The organism is Agromyces sp. NPDC127015 (assembly GCF_042725165.1).
Classification (GTDB): domain Bacteria; phylum Actinomycetota; class Actinomycetes; order Actinomycetales; family Microbacteriaceae; genus Agromyces; species Agromyces chromiiresistens.
In genome coordinates this window covers 467,925-492,317 of record NZ_JBHXDI010000003.1, presented here as the reverse complement: position 1 = coordinate 492,317, position 24,393 = coordinate 467,925, and the positions used below count along the sequence as shown (strand labels likewise).

Below are 24,393 nucleotides of genomic sequence, written 5' to 3'. Positions count from 1 at the left end.
CGGGTTCCCGGCGCGGTTCAGAGCTGGTGGGCGAGCTGCTCGATGACGCCGCGCCGCGGCACCCAGCCGGGCTGGGGCGCGCACTCGAGCAGCAGTCTCGTGTACGGATGGGTCGGGCGGTCGAGGATCTCGCCGACCGTCCCACGTTCGACGATGCGGCCCCTGCGCATGACGATGACGTCGTCGGCGACGGCGCGCACGACGGAGAGGTCGTGCGTGATGAAGAGGTAGGTGAGCCCCTTCTCGCTGCGCAGCCGGGCGAGCAGGTCGAGCACCTGCGCCTGCACCGAGACGTCGAGCGCCGAGACCGCCTCGTCGAGCACGATGATCTCGGGCTCGGCGGCGAGCGCGCGGGCGATCGCGACCCGCTGCTTCTGGCCGCCCGAGAGCGCAGAGGGCTTCGCGTCGGCGTGCCGTTCGGTGAGGCCGACCTCGGCGAAGAGCTCGAGCAGCCGCGCCCGGCGCCCGGCGCGATCGAGGTCGGGCCGATGCACGCGCAGCATCTCGTCGATGGTCGCCGAGACCGGCAGCGACCGGTTGAGCGAGCCCTGCGGATCTTGGAAGACCATCTGCACGAGCTTCGACCGCGCGCGCAGGCGCGATCGCGACGTGGTCGGTCGCACCTCGTTCCCGTCGATGCGGACCGCGCCGGCCTCGGCCGTCTCGAGCCCGACGATCACGCGGGCGAGCGTCGACTTGCCCGACCCGGACTCGCCGACGACGGCGAGGCACGTGCCGCGGCGCACCGTGCACGAGACGTCGTCGAGCGCCGTGACGCTCGACCGGCGCCCGACATGGAAGGTGCGGCGGAGTCCCACCGCCTCCAGGATGAGGTCTTCGCTCATTCGTGCGCCTCCGTTCCGTTCGCGGGCACCGGCGCACGCCCCGCCGGGTGGAGCAGGGGTCGGGCGGCCATGAGCGCACGCGTGTACTCGGTCTTCGGCCGGTCGCGGATGTCGTCGGGCGTGCCGATCTCGAGGATCGCACCGTCCTTCATGACGGCCAGCCGATCGCACACCGCCGCCGCGAGGTCGAGGTCGTGCGTCACGAAGATCATCAAGAGCCCGTGCTGGCGGCGCTTCTCGTCGAGGATCGCCACGACCTCGGCCTGCGTCGTCACGTCGAGCGCCGTGGTGGGCTCGTCGGCCAGCAGCAGCTTCGGCTCGCCCGACATCGCCCCCGCGATCACGACGCGCTGCAGCATCCCGCCCGAGAGCTGGTGCGGGTAGGAGCCCAGCACCCGCTCGGTGTCGGTGATTCCCACCTGCCGCAGCAAGTCCGCTGCGCGGGCCTTCGCCGCCGCCTTGGGGATGCCGCGGGCATCGGCCATGCCCTCGACGAGGAACCGCTCGACGCGGAGCACGGGGTTGAGCGCGCCGTGCGGGTTCTGCGCGATGAGCGCGAGGTCGTTCGCCCGGATCCGCCGGAGCTGCTCGCCGCGCGCGGCGAGCAGGTCGGTTCCGTCGAGCTCGATCGATCCGCCGACGCGGGCGCCGCCCGGCTCGATGCCGAGGAGGCACTTCAGCGTCATCGACTTGCCCGAGCCCGACTCGCCGACGAGGCCGAGGGCCTCGCCCTGGCGGAGCGAGAACGAGTTGCCGCGCAGGATCTCGGTCTCCTCGCCCGTGTCGGGGTCGGCGACCGCGAGCGTCAGGTGCTCGACGTTCAGCATCAGCGCGTCCTTCCCGCCGCCCGGCGTCCGCCGAGCTGCTCTCCCACGTAACCGAGCGCGGCCACGGTGATCACGATCGCGAGGCCCGCGAAGACGCTCTGCTCCCAGTACCCCTGCAGCAGCGAGGCCTGGCCGTTCGAGACCATGAGGCCCCAGTCGGGCGTCGGCGGCTGCACGCCGAGCCCCAGGAACGAGAGCGCGGCGAGGTCGATCATCGCGTAGCCGAAGTTGATCGTCATGCCCGTGAAGATCTGGGTGCGCACGTTCGGCAGGATGTGGCGCCCCGTGATGACGAGTCCCGAGATGCCCTGCAGTTGCGCAGACGACACGTACGGCAGGTTGCGCTCGCGCAGCGCCACCGACCGGATGACGCGGGCCGAGTACGGCGTGAAGCCGATGGCGAGCGCGATCGAGGCGGTGAGCAGCGACGGCCCGAAGATCGCGACCGCGAGGATGGCGAGCAGCATGTTCGGGAACGCGAACAGCACGTCGAGGACGCGACCGATGAACGCGTCGACCCGGCCGCCGAACCACACCGCGGTCAGCGCGAGGAGCGAGGCCGAGACGGCGGCCACGAGCACGACGACCGTGGGGCCGATGAGGCTCGTGCGCGCTCCCCACACGATGCGCGAGAAGATGTCGCGACCCGACTGGTCGGTGCCGAACCAGTGCTCGAGGCTCGGCGGGAGGTGCCGGTCGACGATCGATCCGACGTACGGGTCGTACGGTGCGATGTACGGCGCGAAGACGGCCGTGAGCACGACGACGGCGAGGATGCCGGCGCAGACGAGCCCGAGGGTGCCGAGCCGCAGGCGCAGCCGCCGCCAGCCCGTGACCGGGCCGTCGAGTCGTTGCCGGCGGATCGCCTGCACCGCGACGGTGTCCTGGCCGACGGTGTTCGCCGGCGGCTCCGTGGTGGTCTGCCGACTCGTCATGCCGACACCTCCCTGGCGAGTCGTACCCGCGGATCGATGACGGCATAGAGCAGGTCGACGATGAGGTTGATGAGGCCGAACGCGAGCACCATGATGAGTGCGATCGCCTGCACGACGGCGAAGTCCTTCTTCTGCACGGAGTTGACGAGCAGCGATCCGATGCCGTCGAGCGTGAACGCGTACTCGATCACGAATGCACTCGCGAGCAGGCCCGCGATGTTCGTGCCGATGACCGTGGTCACGGGCAGCATCGAGTTGCGGATCGTGTGCCGACCGAGCACGATGCGCTTCGGCACGCCGCGCGCGACCGCCATCACGACGTGCTCGGCGCCCTGCTCCTCACGCACCGCCGTGCGGGTGATCCGGGCGACGACCGCGATCGCCGGGAACGCGAGGGCGATCGCCGGCAGCGTCAGGTGCCAGACGCGGTCGGCGAACCCCTCCCCCGATCCCGACACCGGGAACCAGCCGAGGTTCGCACCGAACAGCGCCATCAGCACGAGCGCGGCGAAGAAGGTCGGCACGGCGAACCCGAGGTTCGAGCCGAACACGACGACCTTCTCGAAGGCGCCCGAGCGCGTGGCCGCGAGGATGCCCAGCCCGACGCCGAGGAGCACGATCAGGATCGCCGCGTATGCCGCGAGGAAGAGCGTGGTGGGCAGGCGCGACTCGATGAGGGTCGAGACATCCTGCTGCGTCAGCAGGGACCGGCCGAAGTCGCCGTGGAGCACGTCGATGAGCCAGTTCCAGTAGCGCACGAGGAAGGGATCATCCAGCCCGTACTGCGCCCGGATCGCGTCGAGCACCTCGGGGCTGACCGTGCGCCCCTGCACGAGGAACTGCTCGGGACTTCCCGGAGCGAGGTACATCCCGCTGAACACGATGAAGCTGGAGACGAGCAGCACGAGCGCCAGTGCGACGAGGCGTTTCAGTACGTAGAGCATGGACGATCCCTTCCCGCGCGCACCCGGCTACTCGGCCGAGCCGAGGTCGGCGGCCCAGGGGTAGTACAGGTAGATGAAGGAGGCGGGAACCCCGGTCACCGACTGGTCGAGGTAGAGCCGGACCGCGAGGTCGTTGATCGGCACCCAGGGCTGCTGCTGCATGACGAGCGCCTCCGCGTCGACCGTGAGCTCTGCCCGCTTGGCGGGGTCGCTCTCCGCGTAGGCGGCGTCGATCGCCGCGTCGATCTCGGGGTCGGAGAAGCCCGCGTAGTTCTGCTGGCTGCCCGTGTAGGCGACGTTGTCGAGGTGCGCGAGCGGCGACGGGCTCGAGAGGTAGTTGGTGGTGACGAAGCCGTCGTAGCCCTTGCGCGCCTCGGGGTCGGAGAAGAACGCTCCGAACTGGGCGCTCGGCACGCCGGTCGGCTCGAGGGTGAGGCCGAGCTCCTTGGCACCGTTCGCCATCTCGTTGAGGATGTCGGCGTAGAACGAGCGCTCGCTCGGATAGGCGATCTTGATCGGCTGCGAGAGGTCGACGGTCGCGGCCTCGAGCTCCTGCTTCGCGGCGTCCAGGTCGTAGCTCAGGTCGGGCAGCTCGGCGTCGCGCTGCTCGGCGACGTCGGGGTAGTGGTTCCACGGTCCCTGCGGCACGATCGAGCGCGACGGCGTGCCCGTGCCCTCGTAGACGGTGTCGGCGATGGCCTGGCGGTCGGTCGCCCGGGTGAGGGCGCGCCGCACTGCAGGGTCGCCGAAGGTGCCGTTGCCGGTCGAGATGATCGCCATGATCTGCATGCCCTCGCCGTACGAGAGTGCGCCCGTGCTGCTCGTCGAGAGCTGTCCGAGTGCCGGCAGCGGAACGTCGTAGGAGCCCTGGATCTCACCGGTCGAGAGCCCCGTCGCGATGGCGGTGGGGTCGACGACGAAGCCGATCTCGACCTCCTTCGCCTTGGCGCGCTTCTCGGCGTTCCAGTAGTCGTCGTAGCGGTCGAGCGAGATCGACTGGCCCTGCTTCCATTCGCCCACCTGGAACGGCCCTGTGCACATGACGCCGGCCTCGGGGTTGCCGTAGTCCTCTCCCGCGGCCTCGCGCTGCTGCTGCTGCACGACCGCGCCGAGGTTCGTGGCCAGTTCCTCGTCGAGGATGGTGTTCGGCTCCGAAAGGGTGAGCGTGACCTCCCACTCGCCGGTCTTCTCGATGCCCGTGACATCGGCGAAGCTCGATGCGAGGTAGCTGCCCTCGGAGGGGTCGAGGTGGCGGTTCAGGCTGAACACCACGTCATCGGCGGTCATCGGCGTGCCGTCCCAGAAGGTGACGTCGTCACGGATCTGGAAGACGTAGGTCTGTGCGTCGTCGGAGACCTCGAAGCTCGAGGCGAGGTTCGGCTCGACCGAGAAGTCCGGCTGCATCTGGAACAGGGACTCGCAGAGGTTGGAGAGGATCGTGTTCTCCGGGTAGTTGAACGCCTTGACCGGGTCGAGCGTCGCGAGTTCGCCGTAGGTCGAGTTCCACGTGACCTTGTCGACCTCGCCGGTCGCGGCCGGCGTGAGCTGCAGGAGTTCGCCCTCGTCGAGCGTCGAGCCGGAATCGCCGCCTCGATCCGCCGTGCATCCCGCGAGCCCCAGGCTCGCGACCGCGAGGAGCGCGATCGATGCTCTTGTCATTGCGGTTTTCACTGTGTCCTCCTGAGCTTCTCCGTCGAATCTCACGCCGTCGAGTGCGATGAGCTACGGCGAAGCTACTAGAAGAATCGATTCTTGTAAATCGATTCCGTAAATCGATTCTCTTTGTGAGGATCCCTGCTGCGATCAGCGCAGTCCGCTTGCTACGCTGGCCGGGTGTCCATCGATGCGGCGAGACCGACGATCAACGACGTCGCCGAGCGCGCCGGCGTCTCGCGAACGACGGTCTCGAACGCGCTGAACGGCAAGGGCACGATCGGCGCCGAGACCATCGAGCGGGTCAAGCGCGTCGCAGACGAACTCGGCTACGAGCCCAACGCCATGGCCCGCGGACTCCGGCAGTCGAAGCTCGGGGTCATCTCGCTGCTGATCCGGCCGCTCGAGTCGCTCGACACCGCGATGCCCGAGGGGGTCGACTACTTCCTCCGGTTCGCCGGCTCCGCCGCCCTGGCCGCGATGGACCACGGGTACTCGCTCATGCTCATCTCCGACCCGACGAAGCCCGGCGCGCCGCCCTCGTCGCTCGCCGCCGACGGCTGCCTCGTCGAAGCGCCGATCCGCAACGATCCCGCGCTCACCCTGCTCGACCGCAAGCGCATCCCGTTCGTCGCGGTCGGCGTCGACCCCGCGCGCCCCGACGCCTTCCCTGCGATCGCGCAGCAGACCGAGCGCGACACGCGGCTCGCCCTCGACCACCTCCTCGACGCCGGGGCGCGACGGGTCGCGCTCGTGACCGGCACCGACGAGAACTCGTGGAACGCGCACGCACGGCGCGGCTACGAGCAGTGGGCCGCCGAGCACGGCATCGAGCCGATGATTCGCGCACGCGACGAGACGAGCGGAGTCGACGGCGGTCGCACGGTCGCGCATGAACTCCTCACGGGCGACGCCCCGCCCGACGGCGTGTACTGCCTGACCGGTCGTCATGCGGCGGGATTCGTCGCAGGGGCCCGCGAACTCGGCGTCGGCGTCCCCGACGACCTGCTCGTCGTCGCCGGCTCGGACGCGGTCATGAACCGCACCTCGACCCCCACCATCACCGCGCTCGACCTCCGCCCGGTCGAGACCGCGCGGCTCGCCGTCGACGCGTTGATCCGCCTGCTCGACGGAGAGCCCGTCGACTGGTCGAGCCTCGATCCGGCCAGTGAGCTCGTCGTCCGCGACTCGACGTCGCGGCGCAACGGCGACGCCGCCGTGACGGCCTGATCCCCGGGCAGACCCCCCGGGCGGCCGCTCGCAGCCGACTCACCGTTCGAGGCCGTAGGCTCGATACACCGCAAAACCCTGATCTGCAGAGGAGTCCGCCTGCCATGAGCGACGCCGCGAACCTTGACGTCTTCAACCGCCGCGAGTCCGAGGTGCGCGGCTACGTGCGCTCGTTCCCGACGGTGTTCGACCGGGCGACCGGTTCGACCCTCGTCGACGCCGACGGCCGCGAGTACCTCGACTTCTTCGCCGGGGCCGGCGTCTTGAACTACGGGCACAACAACCCGGCGTTCACCCGCGCGATCATCGAGTACCTCGAGCGCGACGGCATCATCCACGGGCTCGACATGGCGACCTCGGCCAAGCGCGCCTTCATCGAGGCGTTCGAGCGCCTCATCCTCGAGCCGCGCGGGCTCGACCACAAGCTGCAGTTCACGGGTCCGACCGGTGCGAACGCCGTCGAGGCCGCACTCAAGGTCGCCCGCCAGGCGACCGGCCGCCCGACCGTCGTCGCGTTCACGAACGCGTTCCACGGCCTGAGCATGGGCGCCCTCGCGGCCACCGGCAACAGCCACTACCGCGAGGCCGCTGGCGTCACCCTCGACGACGTCGTGCGCCTGCCCTACGACGGCTACCTCGGCGAGAACGTCGACACCCTCGACCTCTTCGAGAAGATGCTCGACGACCCGGGATCGGGCCTCGACCTGCCTGCGGCGGTCATCGTCGAGGCGGTGCAGGGCGAGGGCGGCATCAACGTCGCGAGCGTGCCGTGGCTGCAGCGCCTGCGCGCGATCACCGCCGAGCGCGGCATCCTGCTCATCCTCGACGAGATCCAGGCGGGCGTCGGCCGCACCGGTGCCTTCTTCGCCTTCGAGGCCGCGGGCATCGTGCCCGACCTCGTGACGGTGTCGAAGTCGATCTCGGGCTCCGGCCTGCCGATGTCGCTCGTGCTGCTGCGCCCCGAGGTCGACGTGTGGAAGCCGGGCGCCCACACGGGCACCTTCCGCGGCAACAACCTCGCGTTCGTCTCCGCCCGCGTCGCCCTCGAGGCGTACTGGGCCGACACGGCGTTCGTCGACGAGGTCGCCCGCAAGTCGGCGCTCCTCGCCGGCGAGCTCGAGCTGATCGCCGCCGAGAACCCGTCGCTCGGACTCACCGTGCGCGGGCGCGGCCTCATGTACGGCCTCGTCTCCGACGGCGACCGCGGCCTCGCGGGGCGCATCTCGAAGGAGGCCTTCACGCGCGGGCTCGTCATCGAGACCTCTGGCGCGTTCGACGAGGTGCTGAAGTTCCTGCCGGCGCTCACGATCACCGACGACGAGCTGCTGCGCGGCCTCGCGATCGTGCGCGAGAGCCTCGCCGCGGTGACGGCGACCGCGGTCGCGGCGAGCTGACCGGCCGGCTCGAGCGGCCCCTCGGCCCGCGGGAACACCCCGACTCATGACCGACGACGCGGCACGGCCGCCCCGCCGCGGGGCCGGCCGGCCGCGCGTCGCGGTGCTGAACCGCGAGCGCATCACCGACGAGGCGCTGCGCCTCGTCGACCGCAAGGGCGCCGGCGCACTCACGATCCAGGCGCTCGCCGACCGTCTGGGCGTCGTCCCGAGCGCCATCTACAACCACGCCGCATCGCGAGCCGTCATCCTCGGGTGGATCCAGGAGCGCCTCGTGCGCGAGGTGGATGTCTCGGGCTTCGGCCCGCTTCCCTGGCGAGCGGCGACCGAACGCTGGGCGTGGAGCTACCTTCGCGTGCTGCGCGCGCACCGGGAGTGCGTCGCGATCTACGCGCACCTGCCGATCCGCGACACCCCCGAGGCGACCCAGATGTACCAGCGCGTCATCGTCGGGTTCCAGGCTGCCGGTTTCCCGCCGCCCGAGGTGTTCGCGTCGATCTCGGCGATCGAGCAGCTCGTGTTCGGCGGCGCCATCGACTCGCTCGGCCCCGAGGACGTCTACGCCCCCGAGGCGCCCGGGATCGTCGCCCAGGCGTACGCACTGCACCGCCGGCGACTCGTCGAGGAGCGCGTGCTGGTCGCCGACCGCGCGTTCGAGCTCGCACTCGGACTGCTGCTCGACGGGCTCGCGGCGCGATACCGCATCGCGCCCGCACGCTGACGGCGATGCAGCACACTGCGCGCCCGCGCCCGCGCCGGCGCGCGCGGACGCGGATGCATCGCGCGAGTTCGGCACGCGGCCGAGCCATCCGCGCCGTCGCCGCCCTACCCCGCGGCCAAGATCCGCTTCGCCGTGTCGGCGCCGATGCGGATCGCGCCGTCGACGTGCAGGTAGCCGACGCCCTGGATGTCGCTCGACGCGAAGAAGATCGGGCCGACCGGCTCGTTCTGCAGGTGGCCCCAGCGGCTGAGCCCGCCCAGGTCGTAGCTGCACGCATAGGCGCCGCGCGTCCACTCCTCGTCGCCCCAGTCCGACATCGCGACCGCGACCGGGTTCCGCGCCTCGTCGCCGAAGTACGCGGCGAACGAGTCGAGCACCGCGGCCCTGCGCTCGGCCTCGGGCATCGCCCAGAGCCGCTCGGCCTCGACATCGACGACGAACCCGACGAGCATGCCCTGCGACGAATCGTGCGTCGAGTTGTCGTAGACCTCGCAGACGAACTCGTCGCGCCCGAAGCCCGTACCCGCGAGGCCCCGCTCGCGCCAGAACGGCGTGTCGTACGCGGCCTGCACCTTGACGACGAGGCCCATCGACTGGTGCTGCTGCGCGACCATGCGCTCGCGCGGCAGGTGCGGCTCGTAGCGGATGAGCGAGTACAGGTTCGGGGGCACGGCGACGACCGCGAAGCGCGCGCTGACCCGCAGTTCGTCGCTCTCGGCGACGACCGATGCCGCGCGGCCCGGTCCCTCGTCGGTCCAGTCGAGCCTCCGCACGGGCGACGACAGGAACACGACGTCGTCGCCGAGCTCGTCGGCGAGCTGCGTCGACACCGACTGCATGCCGCCCACGACGCGCCGGTCGAGCAGCAGGCCGTCGTCGACGAGCTCGTGCAGCGAGCCCGCCGACGCGGCCATGAGCATCGCCTGCAGCACCGAGAAGGTGTGCGCCGGCTTCGTCAGCATGCCGCCGGCGATGAAGTGGTCGAACGAGCGGATCGCCTCCTCGTCGTCGCTGAGGGTGCGCAGCCACGCGCTGAAGCTGATCGCGTCGAGCTCGGCGGCGCGCGGGTGCTCCCACGGCGCGGCGGGGTCGAGCTCGGCGGCGAGCGCATCGAGCGCGGCGATGAGGGTGTTCATCGCCGCGACCGTCTCGGGCGCGGTCGGGAAGTCGTCGCCCTCGAACTCGGTGCGGCGCCCGTCGGGCGCGAGGTAGACCGAGCGGCCCTCGCGGTGGCGCGGATAGCTCTCCTTGCCGAGCTCGCCGAGCAAGGACTCGAGGGCGTCCTGGCCGGCCGAGATCCACTGGCCGCCGAGCTCGAACCACTCGCCGTCGACGGTGTCCGACCAGGTGCGGCCGCCGACGCGGTCGCGGGCCTCGAGCAGCGCGACCGATGCGCCTCCCTCGACCAGTCGGCGGGCGGTCACCAGACCGCTGACGCCGCCGCCGATCACGACGACGTCCCGGGTGATCTCTCTCACGTTCATGCTCCTCATCGAGTCCTCGAACCGCTCGGTCGTCGAGCCGTCGACGGCGGCATCGATGCGGCCGTCGCGAGGGAGCCTACGAGCATGGGGCGCCCGCGGGTGAGCCGCCGGCGCGGCGGATTCATTTACGCACGCCCCCGCACGCCGCCCGGGCGGGGCGCGAGGATGCGGCCGTTCATTTTCGCGCCCCCGTGCGAGGGTCGGGACGTCCACCCCGAGGCCGTCGCGGGGCGGGTCGGAATCTGGCAGGGTGAACGCTCGAAACCGAGAGGTTCGAGGCCCGCGTGTGACCTTCGAGTGCTTCCGCGACATTCCTGCAGTGAGGAGGTACTCCGTGGAGGACGATGAACCCGGGGACGCCGAACTGCTCCGCAGCATCGGCGCCGGCGACCAGCGAGCCCTGTCGAAGGCGTTCGACCGGCATTCGAACACGGTCGCCCGCTATGCGTGGGCGCTCGCGCCGAGCCGCATGGATGTCGAGGAGATCGTCCAGGACACGTTCCTGGCACTGTGGCGACGAGGCCCCGAGATCGCGCTGCTCGATCGGTCGCTGCTGCCCTGGTTGCTCGTGACCTGCCGCAACATCGCCGCGAACGCGGGCCGCAAGCGTGCACGCGCCGCCGCCGACGCGTTGCCCGACGAGTGGATGCCGGCGCACCTGTCGATCGTCAGGGCGGACCAGGCGCGCGAGTCCGCCCGCGAGGAGTTGCGATGGGTGCTCGACGCGATCGAGCGGCTCGAGCCGGTCGACCGCCGCGTCTGCGAACTGTGCCTCCTCGACGGCCTGCCGTACGCGCAGGCCGCCACCGAGCTCGGCCTCAGCGTCGGCGCGGTCAAGCAGCGGGTCTCCCGCAGTCGGATTCGCTTGAGGAAGGCGGTGACCGTCGATGAGAACTGAACCACCGAACGGCGACGAGATGGCGCGCCTGCTGGCGTCCGCCAAGGGTGGACTCATGGCCGAGGCCCGACGAACGCCCCGACGGCGACCCCGCACCGAACTGCTCGTCGGCAGCCTCGTCGCGGCGGTGCTGCTCATCGCGCTCGTGACGGGCGGCGCGCTCGTGGCCTTCACCGGAGGCCCGGCGCCGTTCGCGGGCCCGGGGCCCACCCCGGCGACCTCCGCACCGCCGACCGACACGACGCCCGCACCCGACGAGCCCGGGCCGACGCCGACCGAGTCGGCCACCGAGCCGCCGGATCGGCTCGCGGCCGTGACGACGATCGTCGTGCGCGCCGAGGGCCTCGACTTCGAGGACGCCGCCGGCGAGGTCGTGACCTCGACCTCGTACGACGACGACACCGGCCTGATCGTCGGGACGCTCACGGCGGTGCTCGGCGAGGTGCCGACCGTCGAGGAGGAGGGTGCGGAAGAGTACCTCGCCTATGTCTGGCCGGGCATCCGCGTCAGCGACGATCTCGGCGAAGGACCGGGTCGCATGCCGACGAACGTCGCGGTGAAGTTCACCCTTCCGGTCGTCGGTGACGGCGTCGCCGTGACCACGCAGCGCGGGGTCGCGCCCGGCGACGAGCTCGCCGCCTACCTCGCCGACGAACCGATCTACCCGGGGTACCCCGAGACCATCGGCATCGTCGCGCTCGAGACGGGACCCGAACTCGGGCCGCCGTCATCTGAAGGGGTGCCGAACGCGTACGCGGTCGTGGCGTCCGACTCCGTGGAGGAGGACGGCATCCCCTCGGTGGTGAGCGCTCCCGTCAATCTCGGGACCGCCCAGCAGTTCGGTTTCTGAGCGGCGATCTTCGGGCACCGATGCGGGCCGTGCGCACGACGCTCGTGCCCGCATCGCGGCCGCGCGGATGCCCGGTGCCGATCAGTCGAGCCCGGTGCTCGCGAGGTGCCGCGCCCCGTGGCTCAGCACCTTGACGACGACCCCGCGCCGGCGAAGCTCGGCGAGCGTGCGCAACTCTTCTTCGACGTCGCGGCCGAGCGCGTGCACGTTCGCGACGACGAGCACGTCGCCGCCGTGCAGGGTGCCGAAGAACCGGGCGAGTCGTTGCTCCCACGACTCGCCGACGTTCTCGGGCGCCGGGTAGCGGAAGTCGAGGATCGCGACCCCGAACGCGAGCAGGTCTTCGCGCTGCTCGAGGATGGGGGGCATGTCGGCCCTGGCCACGACCAGGCCCACCAGACGCGACCCCTCGGGCCGCGCCATCCACCAGTCGCCGTCGCGTCGCAACTCGACGAAGCACTCGGGGCACTCGGTGGCGGCGTGGGCGTGCGTCGCCGACGACCCGCCCACCGTGGGGTGCTCGTCAGTCATCCGGTCGCCTCGCTCCTACCCGTTCCGTCCGGCATTCATCGTACGCGCTCGCGCCGACACCGGGGGTGGGGCCGGTACAGGCCGGATGCCCCGGCGTGCGCTCAGCGCGGACCCGACGCGGCGCGCCGATCGCGAGACCGGCCGAGCGCGTACGCGCCGGCGCCGGCCAGCAGCAGCGCGATCGCGGCGAGCATCGGCTGCAGCGCCTCGAAACCCGAGGCGGGCAGGGCCCCGGCGTCCGGCGGCTCGGGCGCGGGCGGCTCGGGCGGCTCGGGGGGTTCGGGCGGCTCGGGCGGCAGCACCTGCGAGTTCGCGAACGTGCACACGACCGTCTCGCCGAGCCCGAGCGCGATCACTGCGTTCGCGCCGTCGATCGTCGGCTCCGACGCCCCGCCGGTGCACGTGACCCCGTCGAGCGCCCACCCGGCGGTCTCGAGCTCGGTCACCCGATAGTCGCCGGGCGCGAGCGGCGCGGTGGTGAACGGCTCCGAGGCATCCGACAGAGCGAAGCCCGCTTCGTCGCCGCCGTCCGGCCCCCATTCGAAGCCGAACTCCTGCGACGAGCCTGGCGGTGTCGTCGACTTGTCGACGACGATAACGCCCCATTCGGTGTTCGTGAACGTGCAGGTGACGGTCTCGCCGGGGTCGAGCCCGATCGAGCCGACGAGGTCTGCCGTCGTCGACGGGGTGCCGTCGGCGGCGCCGTCGACGCAGGCGAGCCCGGTCGTCTCATAGCCGTCGCGCGCGCGCTCCTCGACGGTGTAGCTGCCGGGAACGACCCCGTCGAACGCTGCCGCCCCCGTGCCGTCGCTCGTCGTGATCGTGAACTCGGGCGGTGACCGCCAGTCGCCGGTGAAGCCGAACTCGCCGTCGGCCCCGTCGACGGCCTTCACCACGACGATGCGGCCGTAGGCGGAGTTCACCGCACTGCAGGCGCCCACGTCGCCGGGGTTCACCGAGAAGTCGCTGAGATCGTCGAGCACGAACGGGGGGCCGCCGTCGCCCGGCGTGATCGTGCAGGTGAGCGCGCCCTCGATCCAGTCGGGGCGGTCGACCTCGACGAACGAATAGCGCACGCCCGGGATGATCTGCGGCAGCTCGACCTCCGCGCCGCCGCCCGCGGTCGTGACGCCCACGGTGATCGGGTCGATCGCGTGGTCGAGGTCGGTGAGCACGAACTCGAACTCGCCGTCGCCGCCGAGCGAGGTCTTGGTGAGCGCGCCCGTGCCGGCCGTCGCCCGGTTCGTCATCGTGCACTCGAGGTCCAGACCGACGGGCGCCGTGAACTGCAGCCCGGGCGCCTCGAGGTCCTCGTCCGCGAGCCCCGTGCAGGCGACGTCGCTCGACCAGCCCGACGCACCCGACTCGGTGATCGAGTAGCTGCGGCCGGGCATCAGCGCACCCCAGGTCACGATCTCGCCCGACTGCCCGACACCGCTGACGACCTTCGGGCTCGACTCGCCCGTCGGCACCGGATCGATGCCGAGGTCGAACGACCACGCGAAGTCGTCGCCGATGCCCGCGGCCACCTTCGCGACGCTGATCGAGGATGCCTCGGCGGTGTTCTCGACCGTGCACTCGACGGCCTGTGCCGGCGTCGGTGAGAACTGCAGTCCCGCCGTAGCGGGATCGAGGTCCTCGAGGCCGCAGACGGGTGCACCACGGGACCACCCCGCCTGGGCGGCGCCCGATTCGCGCAGAGTGTACGTCGCACCCGGCACGAGCTCGTCCCACTGCACGGTCGGCGCTGCCTCGGTCGCGGTCCGACCGATGGTGGTGCCGTCGGGTCCGACGAGGTCGAACGCGAACGACCACGCGAGATCCGCATCGGCGCCCGCGACCGTCTTCGTCAGGGTGAGCGAGGCCGTGTCGGCACGGTTGGTGAAGAAGCAGACCGCCGCGTCGGTGTCGGCGAGGTCGACGACGACGCCGCGGCCGTCCGCGCTCGGCTGCCATTCGGCGCCGTTGCAGTCGAGTCCTTCGAGCGTCCAGCCGTCGACGTCCGCAGGCTCCGTGACGGTGTACGACCCGGGCTCGAGCGACCCGAACGACCGGAGCGCGACGTTCGGCGGAGTCGAGTCGCCGTTGAGCTGGAATCCCGTCGGCGCCGCGTCGGGCGGCGTGAACACGAAGTCGAACAGCTGGTCGTACTCGACCGGCACGGTGCGCTTGATGACGGCGATCGAGCCCGGAAGGCTGTTCGTGAAGAAGCAGCGCACGGTCTCGCCCGGCAGCACGGTGAAGTCGATGCTGCGCGCAGCGGTGTCGCCCGTGTGATCGGTGCCGCCGTAGGTGCACGAGAGGTCGGCGAGCCGGGTCGGCGGATCGGCCGCGTCCGAGTCCTCGCTGAGCGTGTACTCGCCGGGCGGCACGCCCGTGAACGTCTCCTCGTAGAGTGTCCCGTCGCCGTTCGGCACCTCGATGTCGAAGGCCTCGCCACCGGGCAGGTCGCTGGCGAACGAGAACGTCCGCCCGTCGACCCCGTGCGCCTCCTTCGACACGATGACCGTGCCGAGCTGCGTGTTCGTGAACGTGCACGTGATGTTCTCGCCCGCCGCCGGCGTCACGGTCGCCGAGCGACCGTCGACCTCGGCGCCGCCGCTGTCGCACGCGATGTCGGGCGCGAGCCAGCCGTCGGCCGCCGCCTCGGTGATGGTCACGTCCTCGCCGACGGGCACGGCGAACGAGCGGCGATCGCCGTCGCCGAGCGTGACGTCGTCCTGGCCGGTCACCTCGAACCCGAAGGCACCGGCCGCCCCGTCGGGCAGCGTCTGCTTCTCGACCGTGACGACGGCCGCGGCATTCGTGATGACGCAGTCGGTCGTGTTCTCGGGTGAGACGAGGAACGCGTCGGACGGGTCGTCGATGACGAACTCCTGCGGCGGACCGCCGCCGAGCGGGATCGCCGTGCAGACGATCGACTGGAGCGACCACGGCGGTGGGATCGACGTCTCGGTGAGGTGGTACTGCGAGCTCACGAGCACGTCCTCGTACGTCTTCGTCTCGCCGGCCGCGAGCGTGTCGACGATCGAGTCGACGGGCGGCGGCCCCGGGATCACCGGTCCGCCCTCGCGGGTGATGGTGAACCCGAAGTCGTCGGTCGGCTCCACGTCGTCGGGCACGGTCGCCTTCGTGACCGTGAGCGCGCCGCAGTTCGAGAGGCTCATGGCGTCGGGTGCGTGGTCGGCGAAGTCCTGGATGTTCGCCTGGGCGGAGTTGCCCGTGCGGGTGAACATCTCCGACACCTCGAAGGTGCGGCACTCGGTCGGGGCGAAGATGCCGGAGGTGTTGAGGTCGATCGCGAACTCGCCGAACGTGTCGAGCGGCTGGTTCGTGAGCGGCGGCCCCTCCTGCCGGATGCCCGTCGCCCAGGTGAAGTCGGCCGTGCCGGGCTGTGCCACCCACGTGCCGGCGCCGAGTGGGTTCGCACAGGCGTCTCCCGCGGTCGGCGCCCAGCGCAGCACTCGCGCCGTGGTGCCCGACGACTCGTAGTCGAACTCGATCAGCACGTCGTTGCAGCGCCCGTTGCCGGGCCCTTCGAGGTGCTGGAAGATGCTGACCTCGCCGTTGCCGACGTAGCGGGTCCAGTACCCGTAGAGGATGGTGTGGCGGGTGCCCGCCGCATCGGTGACCACCTCGAGCCCGTACGCCGTCGAGCAGAGGTCGCCCTTCTCGTTCGGCTTCGCCGTGCCCGGCAGCCACGGGTTGGTGTTCGGGCTCTGGCTCGGCGGGGCGCCGGTCGGCTCGGCGCCCGCGGCGCAGGCAGCGGCCAGCGAGCTGTTGTCCCAGTCGAACGCACCCTCGATGATGCCGGTCGACGCCAGGCCCTGGGTCGTCGTGTACGGACCGGTCGGGGTGAACGTGAAGCTGCTGTCGGGCTGCACGCCGGTGATGAAGTCGCCCCAGTTGAAGGTGTTCGGCGGAGTGCCGGGGTCGACGGTGCCGTCGACGATCATGCCCGTCGCGAGGCCCGACGGCTCGAGGGTCGCGGCCGTCGCCGAGGTGGCCGCCCCGAACGGGGCGAACAGCGCGGCGATCAGCGCGCCGACGGCAACGGCCGCCCGCGCTCGCCCACCGCCGGATCGCCGCCGCGAGCGACTCGCCGCCACGTTCGACCTGCCCGTTCCCCCCGGACTGCGCACGCACTCACCGTATCGAAGTCGACCCGGCGACGGCACCCCTCCGACGATCGCGCGGCGCGGGGATCGGGTCGGCGCCGCTCCCGGCCGCGATCAGCCGACCGCGAGGAACTCCGCCGCCGCCTGCCGGAACACCCGCGATCCTGGCGTGTTGAAGTGGTGCCGCCGCGGCACCTCGACGAAGGTGCCGTTCGGCGTCGCCGCCGCCAGGCTGCGCGACTGCTCGACGATGGCATCCTCCGTGCCGGTCGCGAAGAGCACCGGCTGGCGCGGCGGGTCGGCCGGGTCGGGGTCGGCGTCGCCGAGTCGCATGCCCTCGGCGAGCGCGATGAGCGCGCGCAGGTCGTTGCCGGGCACGCGCTCGGCGAGGGCCACGTAGTTGCGGGTGACCTGGTCGTCGACGGGCGTGCCCTCGTCGACGTAGGCGCGCGCCTGGTCGATCTGCAGGCGGGCGAGCGGCCGCCCGTCGGGGATGCCGCCGAGCACCGCGCGTGACACGTGCTCGGGCGCCTGCACCGCGAGCTGCCAGCCCACGCGCCCGCCGAGCGAGTACCCGAGATAGCGCACCCCCTCGACCAGCAGGTACGTGTCGAGCACGGTCACGAGGTCGTCGACGAACGCCGACATGCGGTAGGCGGATGCCTCGTGCGGCGTGCCGCTCGCACCGTGGCCGCGCTGATCGACGCCGATCACCCTGAAGCCGGCCGCCGTGAGGTCGCGCACCATGCCGGTGTCGACCCAGTTGTCCTTGCAGCTCGAGGCGAACCCGTGCACGCACAGCACGGTCGGCGCGTCGTCGTCGCCCCAGGTGTAGGTCGCGATGCGGGTGCCGTCGGCGGCCATCACGTACTGCGGCTTCGGCATCACGGTTCGCGCCGGCAACGAGGCATCCATGCCTGCCATTCTGCCGCGCCGTCGCGCGCATCGCGCGGCGCGGCGCTCAGCCCTCGAAGTCCTCGGGGTCGACGTCGTCGAGGAACCGCTTGAACTCCTCGAGCTTCGACTCGTCGATCGGCATGGCGGCTCCGCCCGAGGCATCCCCGTGGTGCGACGACCCGGAGGGCTCGGACGCCGCCTCGCCGGCGAGCTCCGCCGGGATTCCTGCGTCCTCGAGCACCTGCTCGGCGATCCAGATCGACGCCTCGGACCGCACGGCGAGCGCGATCGCGTCGGACGGCCTGGCATCGACGATGCGCGGCCCCTGCCGGGTGACGAGCGTGAGCTCGGCGTAGAACGTGCCCTCGTCGAGCTTCGTCACCTCGACCCGCTCGAGGCGGGCGCCCAGGGTGCCGAGCAGCGTCGTCATGAGGTCGTGCGTGAGCGGGCGCGGGGTCGACTCGCTGCTGAGTGCGATGAGGATCGAGTTCGCCTCGTTCCGGCCGATCCAGATGGGCACGACGACCGGCCCGTCCGGGTCGTCGGCGAGCGGGCGCAGCAGCACGAGATGCTGCCCCGACTGGTCGAGCGCGATGCCGAGCACCCGCACCTGGATCATGCCGTCCTCCGTCCCGCGACCTCCTTCGAGCGTAGGCTCGTTCACCTGCCGGCACATCATCCGAGACCGAAGGAGCCGCCGATGACCGACTGGACCGCCGACGAGCTCGACCGCGTCGGCGCCGCCGAAGAGCTGCAGCTCGCGTCTCGGCGCGCCGACGGGTCGCTGCGCCCGTACGTCACCATGTGGGTCGCCCGCGTCGGCGACGACCTCTTCGTGCGCTCGGCGTACGGCCCCGAGGCCGGCTGGTACCGCCGCGCCGTCGCGAGCGGCACGGGCCGTGTCAGGGCCGGCGGTGTCGAACGCGACGTGAGCTTCGCGGGCGCCTCGGCCGAGGTGCAGCGCGACCTCGACGCTGCGTACCGCGCCAAGTACGCCCACCATGCCGAGCGCATCGTCGCCACGGTGGTGGGCGAGCGCCGCTACGACGTCACGATCCGGCTCGTCCCCGAGGCCGACGCCGGCTGATGCCCGATCTCGAGATGGTGCGCCTGCCCGCGGGCATGGTGGGCCTCCACGACGCGCGCCGGAAGGTGCGGTGGACGGTCGAGCTCGAATCGTTCGAGATCGGCCGCTTCGCCGTCACCCAGGAGCAGCTCGCCGAGGCGATCGGCGAGACCGCGAGCCATCCGCTTCGCCCGGCGGCCGATGTGAGCTGGCTGCGGGCGATCCGCTTCTGCAACGCCGCTTCCGAGTGGGAGGGGCTCGACCCGGCGTACGCGTTCGACGGGCTCGACGTCCACTGGGACGCGACGAGCGACGGCTATCGCCTGCCGACCGAGGCCGAGTGGGAGTACGCGTGCCGTGCCGGGTCGACGGGGCCCCACTACGGCCCGCTCGCCGAGGTCGCGTGGACGGCGGCCGACGGCGTCTCCGCGCCGCAGCGGGTCGGGCTCAAGCTGCCGAACCTCAACGGGCTGTTCGACACGCTCGGCAACACGTGGGAGTGGTGCTGGGACCTGCTCGACCCGGCGCGCTACGACGACTACCGCGTGTTCCGCGGCGGCGGCTTCGCCGACGACGCGTGGAGCGTGCGCGCGTCGACCCGGCGCGGCGGTGCGCCCGGCATGCGCCACGAGGACGTCGGCTTCCGCGTCGCTCGGGGTGGCTTCGACGAAGCGGATGCCGCGCAGGGGTGGTCGCTCGCGGCCGACCTCGAGCGGGCGACGATCGACGAGCCGCTGCCGCCGGGGTGGACGCCTCGGCGCTGAACGTCGCCGCGCCGCGCCGGCTCGACCCGGCGCCGCACGTGTCGGCGGCGCATGGCAGACTCACGGCATGGCGCAGCAGATCGGCACGCCGGGCGGCACGCCCGAACGTCCCGCGGTGTTCTTCTCCGGCCCCGACGAGTTCCGTGCGTGGCTCGAGGCGAACCACGACACCGAGACCGAGCTGTGGATGGGCCTCTACAAGAAGCACGTCGCCGACCGCCCGCTGACGTGGGAGCAGGCCGTGCCGGTCGCCCTCTGCTACGGCTGGATCGACTCGGTCGCCCAGCGCATCGACGACGACGCGACGCGCCAGCGCTGGTCGCCGCGCAAGCCCTCGAGCATCTGGTCGAAGGTCAACATCGCACTCGTCGAAGAGCTCACCGCGCAGGGCCTCATGACCGAAGCCGGCCTCGCCGCATACGCCCGCCGTCGCGAAGATCGCACGGGCGTGTACTCGCACGAGAACCCCGACCAAGAGCTGCCGCCCGAGTGGGCCGCCCGAATCGAGGCGAACCCCGCGGCATCCGCCTTCCTCGAGGCGGCGACGCCGACGTACCGCCGGCAGGTGACCCACTGGGTGCTGCAGGCGAAGCAGCAGGCGACCCGCGAACGCCGGCTCGCCCAGCTCATCGACGACAGCGCGGCGGGCGAGCTCGTGCCGTTCCAGCGCTACGGCGAGACGCCGAAGTGGGTCCTGCGCGCCGCCGAGGCGGCGCGCGCGGCCGGCGGGTCGAGCTGACGTGACGAAGGGGTGGATGCCTGGGCCCAGGCATCCGCCCCTTCGTCGCTCGGTCGTCGCGGCACGATGAGCCGCTCGCCGGCGTCAGGCCCGCGCGAGTCCGTAGATCGGGCTCTTCTCCTGCTCGGCCTCGTGGTCGGGGCCGAGCGGAATGCCCGAGCGGTCGCGCAGCAGCAGGGTCGCCACGAGGCCGATCAGCGTCATGCCCGCCAGGTACCACGTGACGGCGTCGGTGGAACCGGTCGTCTGCACGAGCCACTGGGCGATGGTCGGGGCGAACGCGCCGCCGAGGATCGCACCGATCGCGTACGAGATCGAGACGCCTGAGAAGCGGATCGAGGCCGGGAACAGCTCGGAGTACAGCGCCGCCTGGGGCCCGTACGTGAAACCGAGGCCGATCGTGAGGGTCACGAGCCCGAGCGTCAGCAGTGCGAGGTTCGCGGTGTTCACGAGCGGGAACAGCAGGAAGACGCCGACGAGCTGCAGGATCCAGCCGATGATGTACGTCGTGCGACGGCCGATGCGGTCGCTGAGCCAGCCCGCCACCCAGGTGAAGACGAGCCACGAGACGGCCGAGACCGTCACGGCGCCGAGCACGTCGGCGGTGGCGAGCCCGATCGGGCCCTTCTCGTCGGTCGCGTAGCGCTGGATGTACCCGCCCGTCGTCATGTAGCCGACGGCGTTGTTGCCGGCGAAGACGAGCGCGGCGATGAGCACGAGGAGCGCGTGCCTGCGGAAGAGCTGCACGATCGGCATGCGCGTCTGCTCCTTGCGCTCGGCGATCTCGGTGAAGACCGGGCTCTCCTCGACCTTTCGACGCACGTAGTAGCCGATGAGGATGAGCACGACGCTCAACAGGAACGGCACGCGCCAGCCCCACGCGAGGAAGGCGTCGCCGGGGGCGATGACCGCCATGAGCGCCATGGTTCCCGAGGCGAGCAGGAGCCCGAGCGGCACGCCGATCTGCGGCGAGGCCCCGAACATGCCGCGTTTCTGCTTCGGCGCGTGCTCGACGGCCATGAGCACCGCGCCGCCCCACTCGCCACCCGCCGAGATGCCCTGCAGGATGCGCAGGAGGATCAGCAGGATCGGGGCCGCGATGCCGATCGCCTCGTAGGTCGGCAGCACGCCGACGAGCGTCGTCGCCGCACCCATCAGGATGAGGGTCAGCATCAGCACGAGCCGGCGGCCGTACTTGTCGCCGAGGTGACCGGCCAGGAACGCGCCGAGGGGGCGGAACAGGAAGCTGATTCCGACGGTGATGAACGCCAGGATCTGCGCGAACTGCTCGCCGGCCGGAGCGAAGAACAGCTGTGCGAAGACCGTGCCGGCCGCTGTCGCGTAGATGAAGAAGTCGTACCACTCGACGGTCGTGCCGACGACCGTCGCGAAGACGACCCGTCTTCGGTCGCCCACCGCTGAGATCGTGCCGGTGGGGGTGAATCCGGGCTGGTCGGGTGCGCTCATCGTGCGACTCCTTCGTCTGGTGAGGGGCCCGGTGACGCGCGCGGCGCCTCACCGAGGAGGCCGCCGTGAAGGGTCGACGACGACCTGCGCTCGATCATATACGATTTCAGATCTGATTGGGAGATCCACGTGCAGGCCGATATCCGTCCACTCGCAGCAGGCACGGGCAGCGCCCGGCAGCCCCGTATCCTTGCCGAGTGACGACGACGGCTTCCCGGTTCTCAGCGGTGCTCTTCGACTGCGACGGCGTGCTCGTCGACTCGGAGCGGATCACGCTTCGGGTACTGCGCGAGATGCTGGGCGAACTCGGCTGGCGGGCGACCGAGGCCGACGTCGTGCGACACTTCCTCGGGCGCTCGCTGCGCGACGAGTGGCGCGTCATCCTCGAGCACACCGGCTTCCGCATCGACGATGCCTGGGTGCTCGGGTTCCGGGCCCGGCGCGACGCCGCCCTCGCGGCGGAGGTCGCACCGATCCCGCGGGTCGCCGACGCCCTGTCGGCGATCGCGGGCCTCGTCGGCGAGCGCATGGCGTGCGTCTCGGGGGCAGACCGCGGCAAGGTCGAGCTGCAGCTCGACACGACCGGGCTGCGTCCGTTCTTCGGCGAGCGCATCTTCAGCGGCATGGAGCAGGCGCGCACGAAGCCCGCGCCCGACGTCTACCTCGCCGCCGCCCGCTCGCTCGAGGTCGACCCGACCACGGCGCTCGTCATCGAGGACTCCGTCGCCGGCGTCGCCGCGGGCGTCGCCGCAGGCGCGACGGTCTACGGCTTCGCCCCGCTCGGGCCGACGCGCACCGACCCCGCGGCCCTGTCGGCCGCCGGCGCCGGGCTCGTGTTCACCGACATGGGAGAGCTCGCGGCGCTCGTCGCCGCCTGAATCAGCTCGAGCCGGCGAGTGAGCCGCAGCACGATCAGGAGCGGCACGATGCCGATCACGCCGAACGAGATGTCGATCAGCTGCCAGCCGAGCGGGATGCCTCGGATCGAGCCCGCGATCAGCGCGAGCGGCACGACGCCGAGGCAGGCGAGCATCCCCCACTGGGTGACCCAGACGTTGCGCACCGGATCGCGGTAGGGACCGATGAATGCCGCCGCGATGACGAGGTGCGCGAACGCGAGCCAGTCGGTGCCGTACGCGAGGAAGGGGTGAGCACGGTAGCTCTCGCGCAACGCCTCGTCGACGCGCTGCACCCACTCGACGACGCCCGGCGCCCAGTCCGCGGCACCGAGGCGTTGCAGCACCTCGGCACCGAACGCGAGCTCGACGTCGAGCGGGAAGGCGGCGACCCCGCTCACCACGAGCCCCGCGATCATGACGACCAGCCAGATCCGGATCCACCGCAGGAGGTGCCGCGATCCGGTCGGCGGAGCGAGGCGGCCATCGGTGAGGGCGGGCTGTTCCATGGGCGCGAGCCTAGTGCCGCCGGGGTCAGACCCGGGCGACCGGTGCGAGTTCGTCGATCGCGGTCAGGAGCGCCCGTCGGTCGTAACCGGCGGTCGGCAGCGTCGACCCGTGCGCATGTCGCACGAGCCCCGCGGCGTCGACGAGCACGGTGCCCGACTGCTGCATCGACCCGAAGACGCGCTTCGTGAGGCCGACCGCCTGGTGAGCCATGCCGTCGGCGCCCGTGACGACGGGGAACGGCACGCGGCGGCGATCCTTCCAGGCCGCCGCCTCGTCGCGATCCTCGGGCACGGCGATCAGCACCGAGATGCCGCGCGCCGAGAGCTCGCCGGCCCGGCCGACCAGGTCGCGCACGTGCGCGTTGCAGACCGGGCACGTCGTCGTTCGCATGAAGAACGCGACCATCCCGCGCTCGCCCAGGTGATCGAGCAGTCGAACGGGCTCGCCGGTGCTGCTCTGCAGTTCGAGGTTCGGCATCCGAGTACCTGCCGTGATCATGTCGTCTCCTCCGCTATTTATTCAGGTTGCCTGATCAACAGGCTACTTGAAGATTTACGTCTCGGCTACCGTTGAGCCATGGCCCACTCGCCGGCGTTGCCCCTCGGGATGCTCGCCGCCCGCCTGGCGAAGGAGTTCGAGGGCGAGGTCTTCGAGCAGCTCACGCGGGCCGGCTACCCCGATCTGCGCGTGCGCCACTCGGTGCTGCTCGGCGCGCTCGACAGCACCGGCCTGCGCCTGACCCAGCTCGCCGCCCAGGCGGGCATGACCCCGCAGGCGATGGGCGAACTGGTCGACGACCTCGAGCAGGGCGGTTACCTCTCGCGGCGCGCCGACCCTGCCGACCGGCGGGCGCGACTCATCGTCGCGACCCCGAAAGGCGAACGCGCGCTGGCCGACTGCCTGCGCATCGTCGCGTCGATCGAAGCGTCCTACGCGCGCAGGCTGGGCGCGGAACGCTTCGAGGCCGTGCAGGGGGCGCTCGCCGAGCTCCTCGAGCCCTGATCGGTCAGTCGCCGGCCTTCCCGTCGCCGAGCCGGGCGGTGAGCCGGTCGACCTTCGCGTTGAGCTCCTGCACGGCGGCGAACAGCTCGGCCCGCGTCGGGCCGTCGTGCTCGACGACGTGGACGAGCAACTGCCCGTTGGGCTCGAGCCGCGCTCGCTTCACGTCCTTCAGGCGTGGCACGCCGGCATCCTGCAGCGCGATCTTCAGGTCGGAATGCGTGAAGCGCTGCCGGCGGAGGGCCGCTTCGTCGGGCTTGCCGTCGCGCACCACGACCACGGCATCGCCGGCGACGAGCTTCTGCGCGCGCGGACTGCGGAACATGACGTAGGCGAGCGCGGCGTTCAGTGCGAAGAGCGCGACGGCCCCGATGATGGCGCCGCTCACGGTGTTGTCGTCGCCGATCAGCCCGTTCTGCACGGTGTTCGAGACGAGCAGCAGCAGGATGAAGTCGAAGGTCGTCAGCTGCGCCATGAGCCGCTTGCCGCTGAGCCTGAGGGCGACGATCAGGAACGCGTACAGCAGGGCCGTGCGGATGAGCTTCTCCCAGACCGACACGTCCAGTTCGAACATCGAGCTCCACATGCGACCATCATCGCCCCGACCGGGCGCTGCGGCTCGCAG

24 protein-coding genes are annotated in these 24,393 nt (G+C 71.4%); 10 read left to right on the top strand and 14 right to left on the bottom strand.

Annotated elements, in window-relative coordinates:
• Window positions 1-17: 17 nt before the first annotated feature.
• From ACFWGP_RS11660 to ACFWGP_RS11640, 5 genes are read right to left on the bottom strand one after another with little or no spacing between them, the layout of a single operon-like run.
• Entirely contained in the window at window positions 18-845 is an 828-nt protein-coding gene (locus tag ACFWGP_RS11660) for an ABC transporter ATP-binding protein (protein WP_231431985.1), read from the bottom strand.
• Window positions 842-1,672: an ABC transporter ATP-binding protein gene (locus tag ACFWGP_RS11655; protein WP_376930978.1), complete on the bottom strand. Its 831-nt coding sequence runs from the start codon at window positions 1,670-1,672 to the stop codon at window positions 842-844. The genes ACFWGP_RS11660 and ACFWGP_RS11655 overlap by 4 nt, the downstream gene beginning before the upstream one ends.
• Entirely contained in the window at window positions 1,672-2,607 is a 936-nt protein-coding gene (locus ACFWGP_RS11650; RefSeq protein WP_376930977.1) for an ABC transporter permease, read from the bottom strand. Before ACFWGP_RS11650 ends, ACFWGP_RS11655 begins: the two co-directional genes overlap by 1 nt.
• Window positions 2,604-3,551, bottom strand: a complete 948-nt coding sequence (locus ACFWGP_RS11645) for an ABC transporter permease (protein ID WP_376930976.1) — start codon at window positions 3,549-3,551, stop codon at window positions 2,604-2,606. The genes ACFWGP_RS11650 and ACFWGP_RS11645 overlap by 4 nt, the downstream gene beginning before the upstream one ends.
• Before the next feature lie 27 nt (window positions 3,552-3,578).
• The gene (locus ACFWGP_RS11640; protein WP_231431989.1) at window positions 3,579-5,210 is read right to left on the bottom strand and encodes an ABC transporter substrate-binding protein; all 1,632 of its coding nucleotides are present in this window, start codon (window positions 5,208-5,210) and stop codon (window positions 3,579-3,581) included.
• A 174-nt stretch (window positions 5,211-5,384) separates the two neighbouring features.
• Here ACFWGP_RS11640 and ACFWGP_RS11635 point away from each other — a divergent pair, with 174 nt between their 5' ends.
• The 3 genes from ACFWGP_RS11635 to ACFWGP_RS11625 all read left to right on the top strand — a co-directional run bounded on the left by ACFWGP_RS11635 (window position 5,385) and on the right by ACFWGP_RS11625 (window position 8,549).
• Window positions 5,385-6,434 carry a LacI family DNA-binding transcriptional regulator gene (locus ACFWGP_RS11635; protein WP_275506319.1) on the top strand — a complete coding sequence of 350 codons (1,050 nt, stop codon included), beginning with the start codon at window positions 5,385-5,387 and terminating at the stop codon, window positions 6,432-6,434.
• A gap of 104 nt (window positions 6,435-6,538) precedes the next feature.
• Window positions 6,539-7,828: a diaminobutyrate--2-oxoglutarate transaminase gene (ectB, locus tag ACFWGP_RS11630; RefSeq protein ID WP_231431991.1), complete on the top strand. Its 1,290-nt coding sequence runs from the start codon at window positions 6,539-6,541 to the stop codon at window positions 7,826-7,828.
• A gap of 46 nt (window positions 7,829-7,874) precedes the next feature.
• A complete protein-coding gene (locus ACFWGP_RS11625; RefSeq protein WP_275506318.1) occupies window positions 7,875-8,549 on the top strand; it encodes a TetR/AcrR family transcriptional regulator in 675 nt (224 codons plus the stop codon).
• Between the two features lie 104 nt (window positions 8,550-8,653).
• Here ACFWGP_RS11625 and ACFWGP_RS11620 read toward each other — a convergent pair whose 3' ends face one another.
• Window positions 8,654-10,027: a flavin monoamine oxidase family protein gene (locus ACFWGP_RS11620; RefSeq protein WP_376930975.1), complete on the bottom strand. Its 1,374-nt coding sequence runs from the start codon at window positions 10,025-10,027 to the stop codon at window positions 8,654-8,656.
• Window positions 10,028-10,367: 340 nt separating this feature from the next.
• Here ACFWGP_RS11620 and ACFWGP_RS11615 point away from each other — a divergent pair, with 340 nt between their 5' ends.
• The gene (locus ACFWGP_RS11615; protein ID WP_376930974.1) at window positions 10,368-10,931 is read left to right on the top strand and encodes an RNA polymerase sigma factor; all 564 of its coding nucleotides are present in this window, start codon (window positions 10,368-10,370) and stop codon (window positions 10,929-10,931) included.
• Window positions 10,921-11,781 carry a hypothetical protein gene (locus ACFWGP_RS11610; RefSeq protein WP_376930973.1) on the top strand — a complete coding sequence of 287 codons (861 nt, stop codon included), beginning with the start codon at window positions 10,921-10,923 and terminating at the stop codon, window positions 11,779-11,781. The genes ACFWGP_RS11615 and ACFWGP_RS11610 overlap by 11 nt, the downstream gene beginning before the upstream one ends.
• Window positions 11,782-11,862: 81 nt before the next feature.
• On the opposite strand, the gene ACFWGP_RS11605 is transcribed toward ACFWGP_RS11610, so the two are convergent.
• From ACFWGP_RS11605 to ACFWGP_RS11590, 4 genes are all read right to left on the bottom strand, one after another.
• Entirely contained in the window at window positions 11,863-12,312 is a 450-nt protein-coding gene (locus ACFWGP_RS11605; RefSeq protein ID WP_231431996.1) for a recombinase family protein, read from the bottom strand.
• A gap of 101 nt (window positions 12,313-12,413) precedes the next feature.
• Entirely contained in the window at window positions 12,414-16,421 is a 4,008-nt protein-coding gene (locus ACFWGP_RS11600; RefSeq protein WP_376930972.1) for a hypothetical protein, read from the bottom strand.
• A 123-nt stretch (window positions 16,422-16,544) separates the two neighbouring features.
• A complete protein-coding gene (locus ACFWGP_RS11595; RefSeq protein WP_376930971.1) occupies window positions 16,545-17,345 on the bottom strand; it encodes an alpha/beta fold hydrolase in 801 nt (266 codons plus the stop codon).
• Window positions 17,346-17,391: 46 nt separating this feature from the next.
• Window positions 17,392-17,946, bottom strand: coding sequence for a bifunctional nuclease family protein (locus ACFWGP_RS11590; RefSeq protein WP_231431999.1), 555 nt, complete (start codon window positions 17,944-17,946; stop codon window positions 17,392-17,394).
• 81 nt (window positions 17,947-18,027) lie between these two features.
• Between ACFWGP_RS11590 and ACFWGP_RS11585 the strand changes: the two genes are divergently transcribed.
• The 3 genes from ACFWGP_RS11585 to ACFWGP_RS11575 all read left to right on the top strand — a co-directional run bounded on the left by ACFWGP_RS11585 (window position 18,028) and on the right by ACFWGP_RS11575 (window position 19,896).
• A complete protein-coding gene (locus tag ACFWGP_RS11585) occupies window positions 18,028-18,414 on the top strand; it encodes a DUF2255 family protein (protein ID WP_231432000.1) in 387 nt (128 codons plus the stop codon).
• A complete protein-coding gene (locus tag ACFWGP_RS11580; protein WP_376930970.1) occupies window positions 18,414-19,157 on the top strand; it encodes a formylglycine-generating enzyme family protein in 744 nt (247 codons plus the stop codon). Before ACFWGP_RS11585 ends, ACFWGP_RS11580 begins: the two co-directional genes overlap by 1 nt.
• Window positions 19,158-19,224: 67 nt before the next feature.
• A complete protein-coding gene (locus ACFWGP_RS11575; protein ID WP_376930969.1) occupies window positions 19,225-19,896 on the top strand; it encodes a YdeI family protein in 672 nt (223 codons plus the stop codon).
• Between the two features lie 84 nt (window positions 19,897-19,980).
• Here ACFWGP_RS11575 and ACFWGP_RS11570 read toward each other — a convergent pair whose 3' ends face one another.
• Entirely contained in the window at window positions 19,981-21,363 is a 1,383-nt protein-coding gene (locus tag ACFWGP_RS11570; protein WP_231432003.1) for an MFS transporter, read from the bottom strand.
• A 197-nt stretch (window positions 21,364-21,560) separates the two neighbouring features.
• Between ACFWGP_RS11570 and ACFWGP_RS11565 the strand changes: the two genes are divergently transcribed.
• Window positions 21,561-22,241, top strand: a complete 681-nt coding sequence (locus ACFWGP_RS11565; protein WP_376930968.1) for an HAD family hydrolase — start codon at window positions 21,561-21,563, stop codon at window positions 22,239-22,241.
• Here the strand turns inward: ACFWGP_RS11565 and ACFWGP_RS11560 are convergent.
• Both ACFWGP_RS11560 and ACFWGP_RS11555 read right to left on the bottom strand, forming a co-directional pair.
• A complete protein-coding gene (locus ACFWGP_RS11560; RefSeq protein ID WP_376930967.1) occupies window positions 22,127-22,768 on the bottom strand; it encodes a hypothetical protein in 642 nt (213 codons plus the stop codon). The two genes, ACFWGP_RS11565 and ACFWGP_RS11560, sit on opposite strands and share 115 nt — an antisense overlap.
• Window positions 22,769-22,793: 25 nt before the next feature.
• Window positions 22,794-23,267: a peroxiredoxin family protein gene (locus ACFWGP_RS11555; protein WP_376930966.1), complete on the bottom strand. Its 474-nt coding sequence runs from the start codon at window positions 23,265-23,267 to the stop codon at window positions 22,794-22,796.
• Between the two features lie 78 nt (window positions 23,268-23,345).
• Here ACFWGP_RS11555 and ACFWGP_RS11550 point away from each other — a divergent pair, with 78 nt between their 5' ends.
• Entirely contained in the window at window positions 23,346-23,771 is a 426-nt protein-coding gene (locus tag ACFWGP_RS11550) for a MarR family winged helix-turn-helix transcriptional regulator (protein WP_376930965.1), read from the top strand.
• Window positions 23,772-23,775: 4 nt separating this feature from the next.
• Here the strand turns inward: ACFWGP_RS11550 and ACFWGP_RS11545 are convergent, their stop codons facing one another.
• A complete protein-coding gene (locus ACFWGP_RS11545) occupies window positions 23,776-24,342 on the bottom strand; it encodes a DUF421 domain-containing protein (RefSeq protein WP_376930964.1) in 567 nt (188 codons plus the stop codon).
• Window positions 24,343-24,393: the final 51 nt, after the last annotated feature.